The following is a 13,070-nucleotide window of genomic DNA, read 5'->3' as shown; positions in this document are numbered from 1 at the left end:
CGGTGCGCGGGCCGCCGCGGCGGTACGATGGCGGCTGTCCCGCAGGCCAACGAGAGGCGCATCCGCGATGCCAGGCACTCCTGCCGCGAACGCCGCCGCACCGTTTCGGCGGATCCCCGGCGCGGTCTGGCACTGGTTCCGGGTCATGACCACGCACTCACCGTCGCGCTTCGCGCTCAGCGTCTTCATCGCCCTGGTGCTGCTGTTCACCGCGCTCCTGTCGCTGCCGATCGCGTCGACGACCCGCGAGGTCACCCCGCTCGCCGACGCGCTGTTCACGGCCGTGTCGACAATCTGCGTCACGGGGCTCACGAGCGTCGACATGTCGGCGCACTGGTCCCCGTTCGGCGACGTCGTGCTCTTCGTCGGCGTCAACATCGGCGGCATGGGCGCGCTCACGCTCGCCTCCCTCCTCGGCCTCGTGATCTCGAAGCGCATGGGGCTGCGCGCCAAGCTCATCGCCGCGGGCGACACGAACCCCCTGCGCGCACACGGCGGCGCGGTGAACGAGTCGCAGGCGGTGCGGCTCGGCGAGGTCGGCATGCTGCTGCGCACCGTCGCCCTGTCGACCGTCCTCATCGAGCTCGCGGTGACGCTCCTCATCTTCCCGAGCGTCGCCGCGAAGTACCCGTGGTTCGACGCGCTCTGGATCGCGCCGATCTACGCGGCCATGTCGTTCACGAACACGGGCTTCACCCTCAACGACGGCGGCATCGCGGTCTTCCAGCACGACTACTTCTTTATGAGCGTGATCATGCTGAGCGTGTTCGTCGGTAGCGTCGGCTTCCCCGTCATCTTCGCGCTCTCCCGCCACATCACGAACCCCCGCAAGGCGACGCTCCTGCGGCCCTCGACCTGGGCCCTGCACGTCAAGCTCACGCTCATCACGACGACGATCCTGCTGTTCGCGGGCGCCGGCACCTTCCTCATCCTCGAGTACGGCAACCCCGGCACGTTCGGGCGCATGAACGCGTGGGACACGATCTTCCAGTCAGTGTTCCTGTCGACAATGACGCGCTCGGGCGGCTTCTCCGTCGTCGACATCGGCGAGCTGTACGGATCCAGCATGGTCGTCGGATCCATGCTGATGTTCGTGGGCGGCGGATCCGCGTCCACGGCCGGCGGGATCAAGGTGACGACGCTCGCTGTGCTCGCGCTCGGCGTGCTGTCCGAGGCGAAGGGTCGGCAGTCCGTCGAGGCGTTCGGGCGGCGGATCCCCTCGGACGTGCAGCGCGTGGCCGTCGCGGTCCTTGCGTGGGGGGCGACGATCGTCGCCGTCGCGACCATCGTCATCGCGCAGATCACGCACGCGCCGATCGCCCAGGTGCTCTTCGACGTCATCTCCGCCTTCGGCACGGTCGGCCTGTCGACCGGGCTGACGGAAACTCTCCCGGACCACGCGCTCTACGTGCTCGCGGTGACCATCTTCATGGGCCGCGTTGGTACAGTCACACTGGCCGCGGCGGTCGCCGCGACCTCCCGCACGCAGCACTATTCGCTTCCCGTCGAAAGGCCGATCGTTGGTTGAGCAGATCCGCAGCGACGCCCCCGTCCTCGTGATCGGGCTGGGCCGCTTCGGCGCCGCCTGCGCCGGGGAGCTCGACCGCCTCGACCGCGACGTCCTCGCGATCGACGCGAACCTCGGCCTCGTGCAGAAGTGGGCCGAGCGCGTCACGCACACCGTCCAGGCCGATGCGCGCAGCCTCGAGGCGCTCAAGCAGATCGGGGCGCAGGACTTCCAGGTCGCCGTCGTCGCCACGGGATCCTCGATCGAGGCGTCGGTGCTCATCACGGCGAACCTCGTCGACCTCAAGGTGCCGCAGATCTGGGCCAAGGCGACGTCGCAGTCGCACGGCAAGATCCTCTCGCGCGTCGGCGCGAACCACGTCATCTACCCCGAGCGCGAGGCCGGAGAGCGCGTCGCGCACCTCGTCAGCGGCCGGATGCTCGACTTCATCCGGTTCGACGACGACTTCGTGCTCGCGAAGATGTTCCCGCCGAAGTTCATCCGCGGCGCCACCCTCGCCGACACGAGCGTGCGCAGCAAGTACAACGTCACGGTGGTCGGGGTCAAGGCGCCGGGCAAGCCCTTCCGGTACGCCGAGGCGAAGACGATCGTCACCAACCACGACCTCATCATCGTCTCGGGCACGAACGAGGACGTCGAGCGCTTCAGCTCGCTCGATCGCTGACCTACCGCAGCTGCGCGAAGCGCTCGACCTTCTTCGTCGGGCCGATGACGAGCACCGTGTCGCCCTCGCGCAGGACGGTCGCGGTGTCCGCGTGCTCCCATGCGCCCGCCGGATCCCGGCGCGCCGCGATCGTGACGCCGTGGCGCTCCCGCAGGTGCGTCGCCCCGAGGGCCGTGCCGTGGAGCTCGCTCGGCGCGCTCACCTTCACGAGGGCGTACCCCTCGTCGACCTCGAGGTAGTCCTTCGCCGCCCCGCGCACGAGGTGCGCCACGCGGCGCCCCATGTCCTTCTCCGGGTAGATGACGTGGTGCACGCCGAGCTGCTCGAGGATCCGCCCGTGCTGCTCGTCCGTCGCCTTCGCCCAGATCACGGGGCCGTCGAGCTGCAGGAGCAGCGACGCGGCGAGGATCGAGACCTTGAGGTCCCCGCTGATGGCGATGACCGCGCGATCGAACTCGTGCACCGCGAGCTGCCGGAGCACCTCCTCCTTCGTCGCGTCGGCGCGCACGACCTGCGTGAGGCGGCCGTTCATCTCCTGCACGCGGTCCGGGTCCGCGTCGATTCCGAGCACCTCGGTGCCCGACGCCATCAGCTCGAGGGCGACGGATCCGCCGAAGCGGCCGAGCCCGATCACCACGACGGAGTCGGCCTCGGCGATGCGCCGCGAGCTCTCGCCGAACGACAGAAAAGATCCCATAGTGCGTGTCTCCTTGTGCGCCTCAGCCGATGGCCGGGCGTTCCTTGGGCAGTTCGTAGGCGACCCGGCGCTCCCGCAGGGCGAGCGCGGATCCGAGGGTGAGGGGGCCGAGGCGGCCCATGAACATGAGCGCGACGAGCAGCAGCTGCGCCGCGTCGGGGAGGTCGGCGGTGATGCCCGTGGAGAGCCCGACGGTGCCGAACGCCGACACCGCCTCGAACAGCACCGTGTCGAGGTCGAAATCGGTCATCGCGAGGATCGCGAGCGTCACGCCGGTCACGGCGGCGAGCGCGAGCAGGACGACGGAGATCGCCTGGCGGTGCACCCCGCGGGCGAGGCGCTTGCCGAAGATGTTCACGGCGAGCCCGCCGCGCAGCTCGGTCCAGAGGATGAAGAAGAGCACGGCGAAGGTCGTCACCTTGATGCCGCCCGCGGTCCCCGCGGGTCCGCCGCCGATGAACATGAGGATGTCCATGACGAGCCACGTCTCGTCGTGCATCTGGCCGATGTCGACGCTGTTGAATCCCGCCGTGCGGGTCTGCACGGCGTGGAAAAAGCCCCCGAGGATCCGCGTGCCGTAGCCCTCGCTCCCCAGGGTGTCGGGGTTCGACCACTCCATCGTCGTGATCGCGAGCGTAGAGACGACGAGGAGCGCGGCCGTCACGATCAGGACGATGCGGGTGTTCATCGTCCAGTGCAGCGGCGTGCGCAGCTCGCGGCGCAACTGCCGCAGGACGGGGAACCCGATGCCGCCGACGATGATCGCCGCGCACAGCGGCAGAAGGATCCAGCCGTCCGACGCGAAGCCCATCATGCTGTCGGAGTACAGCGCGAAGCCCGCGTTGTTGAACGCCGACACTGCGTGGAACACGGCGGACCACGCGGCGCGCCCTGGCCCGTAGTCGTACGCCACGAGGAAGCGCACGAACAGGATGGCGGCGCAGGCGGCCTCGATCGCGACGGAGGTGAGGAAAATGCCGCCCGCGATCCGCTTGATACTCGGCTGCCCGACCGCCCGGGTCTCGGCGACCGCGTTCATGCGGGCGCGCACCGACACCTTTCGCGCGAGAACGATGCCCACGAGCGCGGCGAAGACCATGATGCCGAGGCCGCCGAGCTGAATGAGCGCGAGGATCACGGCGAGGCCGAATCCGCTCCAGTGCGTGGCGGTGTCGAGCGTCACGAGCCCCGTCACGCACAGGGCCGATGTCGCCGTGAACAGCGCGTCGACGATGCTCGTGCGGTTGCCGGGAGCGGCGGAGATCGGGAGCCAGAGGAGGAGGGTGCCGACGGCGAGGGCGGAGCCGAATCCGAGGACGATGGCCTGCGCGGGGGCGAGGCCGCGCCACGAGGGCGCGAAGCGATTCACGAGGGACGACAGTACGCCGAATTGCCCGGCGCGCAAGTCCCTCCCGCGCGGCGGGTCGCGGGGCGGCCTCAGCCCTCCGCGCTGAGCTCCTTGGCGCGCGCGTAGGCGGCGTCGGTGGCGTCGCGGAAGACCGCGTCGAGGCCCGAGCCCTGGAACACGCCGACGGCACGCTCCGTCGTGCCCTTCGGGCTCGTCACGCGGCGCCGGAGCTCCTCGGCCGGCAGCTCCTCGGCCGCGAGCAGCTCGGTCGCGCCGCGGAACGTGCGCTCCGCCAGCAGGCGGGCTGTGGCATCGTCGAAGCCCTGGTGGCGCGCGGCGCCGGCGAGCATCTCGATGAACAGGAACACGTAGGCGGGGCCGGATCCGGAGATCGTCGAGATCGCGTCGATCCCGTCGTCGCCGTCGACCTCGACGGTCACCCCGACCGTCTCGAACAGGCGCCGGACGAGGGCGAGGTCGTCGGCGTCCGCGTGCTCGCCGGCCGCGAGGCCCGTCACGCCCCGGCCCACCGTGGAGGGGGTGTTGGGCATCGAGCGGATCACGCGCGCGCCCGGAAGCTTCTCCTCGAACTGGGCGAGCGTGATGCCCGCCGCGAGGCTCACGATGATCGCGTCGTCGGCGAGGTGCGGGCCGATCTCGTCCAGCAGGTCGGCGACCATGTAGGGCTTGACGCCGACAAGCACGATGCGCGCGGCCGCGGCGGCGCGCTGGTTGCCGTCGGGGGTCTCCTCGAGCGCGATGCTCGACACGCCGTCGAGCCCCGCGAGGTCCCGCGCCTTGGCGGCGGTGCGGTTCGTGACGTGGATCCCGCCGTCGACGGGGATCCCGCTGGCGACGAGGCCGCGCAGGATGGCGCCTCCCATCGAACCGGCACCGATGAACGCGACAGAGGGAAGTGACGTGGCCATGCGTGCCACGCTACCGGCCGCAATAGACTTCGTCACATGAGTGCACACGGGGGCGGCAAGGCGATACTCGCCGCGTTCATCGCAAACATGGGGATCGCCGCCGCAAAGTTCGTCGGCTGGCTGCTGTCCGGATCCGCGTCGATGCTCGCGGAGGCCGTTCACTCGGTCGCCGACTCGAGCAACCAGATCCTGCTGTTCCTCGGCGGCCGGCGCGCGAAGCGCGAGGCCGACACGGAGCACCCCTTCGGGTACGGCCGCGAGCGCTATGTGTACGCGTTCGTCGTGGGCATCATCCTCTTCTCGGTCGGCGGCCTGTTCTCCGTCTACGAGGGCGTCGAGAAGCTCACCCACCCGCACGCGCTCAGCGAGACCTGGTGGTGGCTGCCGATCGTCATCCTCGTGTTCGCGATCGGGCTCGAGTCGTACTCGCTGCGCACCGCGGTGAAGGAGGCCAACGCCGTGCGCGACCACGGACAGTCGTGGTGGTCGTTCATCCGGCGCTCGCGCTCCCCCGAGCTGCCCGTTCTGCTCCTCGAGGACTCGGGCGCGCTCCTGGGACTCGTCTTCGCGCTCGCGGGCGTCTCGCTCACGGTGATCACGGGCGACCCGCTCTACGACGCGCTCGGCACGCTCGCGATCGGCGTCCTCCTCATCGTCATCGCGATCGTCGTCGGCGTGGAGATGAAGAGCCTCCTCGTCGGCGAGGGCGCGACGCGGGCGCAGCTCGACGCCGTGATGCGGGCCATCGCGGACGGCCCCGAGGTCGAGCGCCTCATCCACATCAAGACGCTCTACATCGGCCCCGAGGAGATGCTCGTCGCGGCGAAGGTCGCGCTCCCGCTCGACAAGCCGCTCGGATCGGTCGCGCGCGATATCGACGAGGTGGAGAAGCGGATCCGCGACGCCGTCCCGCAGGCGCGCGTCGTCTACCTGGAGCCGGACGTGTACCGCGCGCCGACCGCGGAGCAGCCGACGACCGAGGCCTTCGTCTTCCCCTCGAGCGACTGACACCGCCCGAGCGGTGCCAGGATGGATCCATGCCCGGCACCGAGTTCTGCGTCTTCACCGAGCCCCAGCAGGGGGCGACCTACGACACGCAGCTGGCGTTCGCGCGCGCGGCGGAGGCGGCGGGCTTCGACGGCTTCTTCCGCTCCGACCACTTCCTCCACATGGGCGGCTTCTTCTCGGGCGATCCCGGGCCGACCGACGCGTGGACGACGCTCGCGGGCCTGGCGCGCGAGACGGAGCGGATCCGCCTCGGCACCCTCGTCTCGTCGGTGACCTACCGCGTGCCGGGGATCCTCGCGATCCAGGTCGCGCAGGTCGACCAGATGTCGGGCGGCCGGGTCGAGCTCGGACTCGGCACGGGGTGGTACGCGGACGAGCACGAGGCCTACGGCATCCCGTTCCCGCGGCGCCGGTTCGATCTCCTCGAGGAGCAGCTCGCGATCGTCACGGGGCTCTGGAAAACGCCCGCCGGCGACACCTTCTCGTTCGACGGTTCCCACTATCAGCTCCGCGACTCCCCCGCGCTCCCGAAGCCCGTGCAGGACCCGCCGCCCGTCATCGTCGGGGGCGCGGGCCTCGAGCGCACGCCGCGCCTCGCGGCCCGGTACGCCTCGGAGTTCAACATCGTCTTCCAGCCGGAGGACGTCGTCGTCGACCGATGGGCGCGCGCCCGCGCCGCGTGCGAGGAGATCGGGCGCGACCCCGACACCCTGAAGACGACGGTCGGGCTCACGACCCTCGCCGGGCCGACCGAGCGGGACGTCGCCCGCCGCGCCGCCGCCACCGGCGTCGACCTCGCGGGCTTCCGCGCCGATCACACCTTCTGCGGATCCGCCGCCGAGATCGCCGATCGCGCCGGGCGGCTGATCGAGTCAGGCGCCCGCCGGGTCTACTTCCAGCTGCTCGACATGACCGACCTCGATCAGGTCGCCTACCTCGGAGACGAGGTCCTCCCGCAGCTGCGCTGATGGCCCGTCAGCGGCGCCGCTCGAAGAACGCGGCGAGCGGCGCGCGGGCCTCGCGCTCGAGCACCCCACCGACGACCTCCGCGCGGTACGGGAGACGCCGGTCGCGCAGCACGTCGTAGACGGATCCGGCCGCGCCCGCCTTGTCGTCCCAGGCGCCGAAGACCACCCGCGAGAGCCGCGCCTGCAGAATCGCGCCCGCGCACATGAGGCACGGCTCGAGGGTCACGGCGAGCGTGAGGCCCTCGAGGTTCCAGCCGCCGATGGCGCGCGCGGCGGCCCGGATCGCGACGACCTCGGCGTGCGCGGTCGGATCGCCGGTCTCCTCGCGCAGGTTGCGCCCCTCCCCCAGGAGGCGCCCGTCCGGACCCGCGACGACCGCTCCGACGGGAACGTCCCCCGCCGCACCGGCCTCGTCGGCGAGCGCGAGGGCTCGGCGGACGAGGGCGGTGTCGACGGGGGACGGCTGCACGCGCTCCAGGTTACGGCGTGACGACGGCGCGGCCGCGGAGCGACCCCTCGTGGAGGCGGCGGTACGCCTCGGGCGCGTCGTCGAGCGAGAAGGTCTCGGTCTCGACGCCGACGAGCCCGGTGCGCGCGAGGTTCAGGACCTCCATGAGCTCGGGCCGCGAGCCCCAGTACGGCGAGCGGATCGTCGCGTCGTACGGGCGGGCCATCATGCCGACCTGGGCCGTGTTGCCGCCGACGCCGACGAGCACGAGGTCGGTCTCGACGCCGCTGAGCGCGGATCCGAGGTCGACGGTCGGCTGGATGTTGACGAAGTCGAAGACGGCCGTGACGGTCGCGGATCCGGTCGCCTCGCGGATCCGGTCCGCCGCCTCGGGGTTCGACGCGAAGGCGTGGTGCGCGCCCACGTCCTTCGCGAGCTGCAGCTTCGCGTCGCTCACGTCGAGCGCGATCACCGTGGCCGGCGTGAGCGCGCGCGGGATCTGGATCGCGACGTGGCCGAGGCCGCCCGTGCCGATGACGACGGCCGTGGAGCCGGCGACGAGCTTGTCGAGGGAGCCCTTGATCGCGTGGTACGGGGTCAGGCCGGCGTCCGTGAGCGCGACGTTCTTCACGGCGTCGAGGTCGCCGAGCGGCACGAGGAAGCGCGGGTTGTCCACGATCATGTACTCGGCCATCGACCCGTCGTGCCCGAGGCCGGGAGGGGTGATGCCGAGCTCGGCGGCGCGCTCGCAGTAGTTCTCCTTGCCCTGCGAGCAGGGATAGCAGCGGCCGCAGCCCCACGGTCCGTACACCGCGACGGCGTCGCCGACCGCGACCTCGGTGACGCCCTCGCCGACCTTGTCGACGATGCCCGCGCCCTCGTGGCCGAGGGTCATCGGCAGCGGGTACGCGGCCGTGTAGACCTCTTCGGGCAGGCTCATGAGGAACTCGTCGGAGTGGCACGCGCCCGCGGCGGTGACCTTCAGGCGCACCTGGCCGGGGCCGGGCTCGGGGGTGGGAACCTCGCGGACCTCGGGGGGCTGACCGACGGTCACGTACTGCAACGCCTTCATTGGTGTCTCCTTCGTGGACGAAGCGGATATGCGCCGAAGGGGCGGCGCGCCTTCATTATCCTCCCGAGATCGACACCTGTCGCGGGGTCCGGCCGGGCGCGGAAAACCGATCGAGCGCTCTCGCGGGTGGGCACCGTACCCTGGTCGCATGCGCGTGCACATTGCCGATCACCCCCTCGTCACCCACAAGCTGAGCGTCCTCCGCGACAAGGCGACGCCCTCCCCCGTCTTCCGCCAGCTGACGGAAGAGCTGATGACCCTCCTCGCCTATGAGGCGACCCGCGGCGTGCGGGTGGCGGACTGCGAGGTCGAGACGCCCGTGACGACCACCCGCGGCGTGAAGATCGCGGATCCGAAGCCGCTCGTCGTCCCGATCCTCCGCGCGGGGCTCGGCATGCTGGAGGGCATGACGAAGCTCGTCCCGACCGCCGAGGTCGGGTTCGTCGGCATCGTGCGCAACGAGGAGACGCTCAAGCCGACGACGTACGCCGAGCGCCTCCCCGACAACCTCGCGGGTCGCCAGTGCTTCGTCCTCGACCCTATGCTCGCGACCGGCGGTTCCCTCGCCGCCGCCATCAAGTTCCTCTTCGACCGGGGCGCCGACGACGTGACGGCCGTGTGCCTGCTCGGCACGCCCGAGGGCGTGCAGGCGATCGACGCGCTCGTCGGCGACCGCGACGTGAGCCTGGTCCTCGGCGCGATGGACGAGCGCCTCAACGAGAAGGGCTACATCGTGCCCGGTCTCGGCGACGCGGGCGACCGCCTCTACGGCACCGCCGGCTGACCCGCGGGCGCGGCCGCGCCCGTCAGCCGCGCGAAGCCGCTCAGCGCGGCGACCTGCTCGGACGCGAACGGCAGGTCGTCGAGCAGCGCCGGGCTATGCACGAGGAAGGCCGCGACCTTCGCGCGGCTGATGCCCACGTTGAGCCGGTTGGGCAGGAGCAGGAACTCGAGCCCGCGCGGCGCGTCGCGCCCCGAGGAGGCCGCGAGCGTGAGGATCGCGATCGCGGCCTCCTGACCCTGGAAGCGGTCCACGGTCCCCACGCGCACGGCGGAGAGACCGGCCGCGGCGAGCGCCCGCTCCACGGCCTGCTGGTGGGCGTTGTACGGGGCGACCACGATGACGTCGCTCTCCTCGAGAGGCCGCTCGGCCCGCGGCGCGGCGTTCTGGTCGTCGTCGATGTCGATGTCGACGAAGCCGCGCCCCAGGACGTCGCGCACGATGGCGACGACCTCGGCCGCCTCCTCCGCCGACTCCGTGGCGTTCCCGCGGTGGACGACGGGGCGCGGGTGCAGGCCCGGATCCACACCCGCGACCGTGCGGAGCTCGGCGCCGTCGCGCGCGCGAAGCCGCCCGCCGTACGACAGCTCGGAGACGGGGCGCGCGAGCTCCGGGTGCATCCGCCAGGTGCGCTCGAGGAAGTACCCGTGCCCGTCGGGGAGGACGGAGGCGCCGCGCATGAGCCAGCCGAGCGCGGAAGTGTCGATCGGCGCGGGGTGGGTGCCCTGGCTCACCTGGGGCAGCTGCTGCGGATCCCCCAGGAGCAGGAGCCGCCGGGCCGCCATCGACACGGCGATCGTCGAGGCGAGCGAGAACTGCCCCGCCTCGTCGATGACGAGGAGGTCGAGCGAGCGCCGCTCGACGCGCGTGACGTTCGCGAGGTCCCACGCCGTACCGCCGATGACGACGCCGCCGCGCGCCCGGCGCTGGAACTCCGCGAGCCCCTGATACGGCAGCGCCTGGAACGCGTGGGCGCCTGTATCCGCTCCCCGCTTGGGCACCTTCCCCACCCGCTCGCGGGCCACGCCCGCGCCGACCACGCGGTCGAGCATGTTCTCGACGACCGCGTGGGACTGCGCGACGACGCCGACCCGCCAGCCGTGGTCGTTCACGAGCCGTGCGATGACGTGGGACCCGACGTAGGTCTTGCCGGTTCCGGGCGGGCCCTGCACCGCGAGATAGGTGGGCACGCTGAGGAGGGAGAGCACGATCGCGTCGATGTCGCTGCCGATCGCCTGGCTCACGACGCGGCCGGCGTGGTGGTCGGCGCGGAGGCCGCGGAGGATGTCGGTGGCGGGATCGATGGGGAACGCGCCGTCGGCCGCGCCCACGTTGCGCTCGCCGCGGAGGAGCGAATCGGCCCACTCGTCGATCGCCCCCTGCTGGGCGCCGGCTCGGGGCGGCGCCGCGGGCGTGAGCGCGAGCGGGAGCTCGCCCCACGTGCGGCCGTCGGCGGCGTACTCGTCGACGACGATGCCGTCGTCGGCGTGCTCGACAACGGTCACCTGGCGCGCAACGTGGAGCCAGCGCGCCGAGGCGTCGGACGGGAACGGCGCCGGCGCCGCGTACAGGGCGTACGGCGTGCTCCCCGGCGCCAGGCGGCTTCCCGGGGCGAGGTCGCCGCGCAGGAGCAGGCGGCGCCGCTCGGAACGGGCCCCCTCCGGCGTGTGCCAGCCGGACACGAGCGCCGTCTCCGCCGCGTCGACCACGAGCACGTCGCGGGTCTCGCCCCAGAGCGCGACGGGCTGGTGCAGCCGCTCGAAGTGCGCCTGCCAGAACGATCGCGCCTCGCGCGGGTAGTAGTCGATCGCCGCGGACGCGAGGCGTAGCGCGCGCTCGTCGTGGGTCGGCTCGGCGCGCGGATCCGCCGCTTCCCGCGCCTCGCGCAGCTCCTCGGCCCGCGCGGAAAGGGCGAGCGCGCGGGGCGAGGGCTCGTCGGCGCCGCGCGGGCGGTCCTCCGGCGGCGCAGGGAGCACCCGCGCCTCGCGCGCCCGCTCGACGAGCCAGTCGCGCAGGCGCCGCGTCGAGACGCAGTCGTAGCGGTTGTAGTCGGCCAGGTCGTCGTCTATCCGGCGCGCGGCGTCCTCCTCGCCCGTCGCCGCGAGGCGCCGCGCTTCGACATAGCGCCCGATGGACTGATCGCCCTTCGTCACGTCCTGCATGCGCACCTCGGACCCCATGTACAGCGGCTCGAGCTTCTTGATCGAGTACGACCGGGACCCCACGCGAATCGCGCGCTTGACGATCGGATACAGGTCGACGAAGAGCTCGTCGCGGAGCATGCGGTCCACGTCGGCCTCGCGCACGCCGTGCCGGGCGGCCATCGCCGTGAGGTGCGAGGTCTCGTACGGCGCGTAGTGGTAGATGTGCATGTCCGGGTGCGCCCGCCGCCGGGCGGCGACGAAGTCGCAGAACCGCTCGAGCGCCCGCTTCTCGGCGGCGAGGTCGTGCGCCCATATCGCGGTGTAGTTCTCGGCCATGTCGACCCAGCCGAACAGGTAGTCGATGCCCCAGGCGACGCGCCCGTCCCCGGCGCGCTCGCTGAAGAGCGGGTCGCCCTCGAAGTCGAAGAAGATGTCGCCGCGGTCGGGGCGCGGCATCGTCCCGAGCGCCTCCGGCCCCGCGACCTCGTACCGCGGCGCGGCGTCGCCCGACCGCTCGGTCTCGACCTGCAGGCGCGCCTGCGCGACGAGCGCCTCGAACGCATCCTCGCTCATCCGCTCTGGCCGGGCGGTCGCCGCGGCGAGCGCGTCGATCGTCTCGATCCCCGCGCGCCGGAGCCGCTCGCGCGATGCGGGCCGCATGCCCGCGACGAGCAACACGTCGCGGTGCGCGAGCACCTCGACCTCGCACGTCGCGCACCGGCCGCAGGCGCGCACGTCGAGCGCGCCCCGCGTCTCGCCCCACGCGATCGGCTCGGCGCCCGAGCCTGCCGCGAGGTCGCGGTCGGCGACGAGCGCGCGCAGCCGGGCGCGGCGCACCTCGAAGAGCGGCAGGAGGTCGGCCACCTCGTGCGTGGACACCGACCCGTCGCCGAGGAGCAGGTCGACCTGGTCGGACGTGTCGACGCCCGCGGCGCGCAGGCGATCGACGTATGCCGCGAGCTGCATAAGCGCGGATACCCGAGCCGTGCGCGCGAGCTTCGTGTCCTGCACGCGCCAGCGCCCCGCCTCGTCGCGGACGAGGAAGTCGGCGAACCCCACGAAGTCGTCGGCCGAGAACGCCGCCTGGAACACGACGCGGACCGCCGGATCCGCGAGGGCGTCGGCCGTCTGCTGCACGGCCGCCGCCAGCGCGTCGGGGTCGGCCGACGACGCGCGCTCGATCTCGACGACCGCGCCGGGATGCGCCGCACGGTAGGCCTCCAGGGTGCGCGCCTCGTGCGCGTCGCCGAGGCTCGCGGCGCGCTCGAGCATCTCGTCGGCCGGATCCTCCACGAGCGGGCAGCGGCCGAGCTTCGCGTCGACCTGGCGCATCCACGCGAACTCGCAGTCGGCGGAGGCTTTCAGGTCGCTCGCGCTCCACACCAGGCGGCCGGCGTCTCGGATGATCCTCATGCCTCCACGGTAATTCCTACCCCCGACATCGGCCCGCGCGGGGCAGGCCGCGATGGTGGGAGACTGAGGC

The 13,070-nt window shown here is 72.1% G+C and carries 11 protein-coding genes; 5 read left to right on the top strand and 6 right to left on the bottom strand.

Annotated elements, in window-relative coordinates; all coding sequences use genetic code 11:
• The first annotated feature begins 67 nt into the window (after window positions 1–67).
• Complete coding sequence (locus G8E01_RS04015) at window positions 68–1,528, top strand: TrkH family potassium uptake protein (RefSeq protein ID WP_166316195.1); 1,461 nt, start codon at window positions 68–70, stop codon at window positions 1,526–1,528.
• On the top strand, window positions 1,521–2,192 hold the full coding sequence (locus tag G8E01_RS04010) for a potassium channel family protein (protein ID WP_166316190.1): 672 nt from the start codon (window positions 1,521–1,523) through the stop codon (window positions 2,190–2,192). The genes G8E01_RS04015 and G8E01_RS04010 overlap by 8 nt, the downstream gene beginning before the upstream one ends.
• A gap of 1 nt (window position 2,193) precedes the next feature.
• On the opposite strand, the gene G8E01_RS04005 is transcribed toward G8E01_RS04010, so the two are convergent.
• The 3 genes from G8E01_RS04005 to proC form a co-directional block, all read right to left on the bottom strand.
• The gene (locus G8E01_RS04005) at window positions 2,194–2,889 is read right to left on the bottom strand and encodes a potassium channel family protein (RefSeq protein ID WP_205827210.1); all 696 of its coding nucleotides are present in this window, start codon (window positions 2,887–2,889) and stop codon (window positions 2,194–2,196) included.
• Window positions 2,890–2,911: 22 nt separating this feature from the next.
• A complete protein-coding gene (locus tag G8E01_RS04000; protein WP_338100735.1) occupies window positions 2,912–4,258 on the bottom strand; it encodes a TrkH family potassium uptake protein in 1,347 nt (448 codons plus the stop codon).
• A gap of 68 nt (window positions 4,259–4,326) precedes the next feature.
• The gene (proC, locus tag G8E01_RS03995) at window positions 4,327–5,166 is read right to left on the bottom strand and encodes a pyrroline-5-carboxylate reductase (protein ID WP_166316187.1); all 840 of its coding nucleotides are present in this window, start codon (window positions 5,164–5,166) and stop codon (window positions 4,327–4,329) included.
• Window positions 5,167–5,202: 36 nt separating this feature from the next.
• Between proC and G8E01_RS03990 the strand changes: the two genes are divergently transcribed.
• Together G8E01_RS03990 and G8E01_RS03985 are read left to right on the top strand one after the other, a co-directional pair.
• Window positions 5,203–6,174: a cation diffusion facilitator family transporter gene (locus G8E01_RS03990; protein WP_166316184.1), complete on the top strand. Its 972-nt coding sequence runs from the start codon at window positions 5,203–5,205 to the stop codon at window positions 6,172–6,174.
• A 29-nt stretch (window positions 6,175–6,203) separates the two neighbouring features.
• Entirely contained in the window at window positions 6,204–7,142 is a 939-nt protein-coding gene (locus G8E01_RS03985; RefSeq protein WP_166316181.1) for an LLM class F420-dependent oxidoreductase, read from the top strand.
• 7 nt (window positions 7,143–7,149) lie between these two features.
• On the opposite strand, the gene G8E01_RS03980 is transcribed toward G8E01_RS03985, so the two are convergent.
• Window positions 7,150–7,611: a deaminase gene (locus tag G8E01_RS03980; RefSeq protein WP_166316178.1), complete on the bottom strand. Its 462-nt coding sequence runs from the start codon at window positions 7,609–7,611 to the stop codon at window positions 7,150–7,152.
• Between the two features lie 10 nt (window positions 7,612–7,621).
• Window positions 7,622–8,662, bottom strand: coding sequence for an NAD(P)-dependent alcohol dehydrogenase (locus G8E01_RS03975; RefSeq protein WP_166316175.1), 1,041 nt, complete (start codon window positions 8,660–8,662; stop codon window positions 7,622–7,624).
• Between the two features lie 148 nt (window positions 8,663–8,810).
• Between G8E01_RS03975 and upp the strand changes: the two genes are divergently transcribed.
• Window positions 8,811–9,446, top strand: coding sequence for a uracil phosphoribosyltransferase (gene upp / locus G8E01_RS03970; protein WP_166316172.1), 636 nt, complete (start codon window positions 8,811–8,813; stop codon window positions 9,444–9,446).
• Here upp and G8E01_RS03965 read toward each other — a convergent pair.
• On the bottom strand, window positions 9,428–13,000 hold the full coding sequence (locus tag G8E01_RS03965) for a TM0106 family RecB-like putative nuclease (protein ID WP_166316169.1): 3,573 nt from the start codon (window positions 12,998–13,000) through the stop codon (window positions 9,428–9,430). The two genes, upp and G8E01_RS03965, sit on opposite strands and share 19 nt — an antisense overlap.
• Window positions 13,001–13,070: the final 70 nt, after the last annotated feature.

Origin of the sequence: Microbacterium excoecariae, assembly GCF_011326725.1 — a bacterium.
GTDB lineage: Bacteria > Actinomycetota > Actinomycetes > Actinomycetales > Microbacteriaceae > Microbacterium > Microbacterium excoecariae.
Note: the sequence above shows the minus strand (reverse complement) of the source record. Positions and strands in the feature narration are given on the sequence as shown.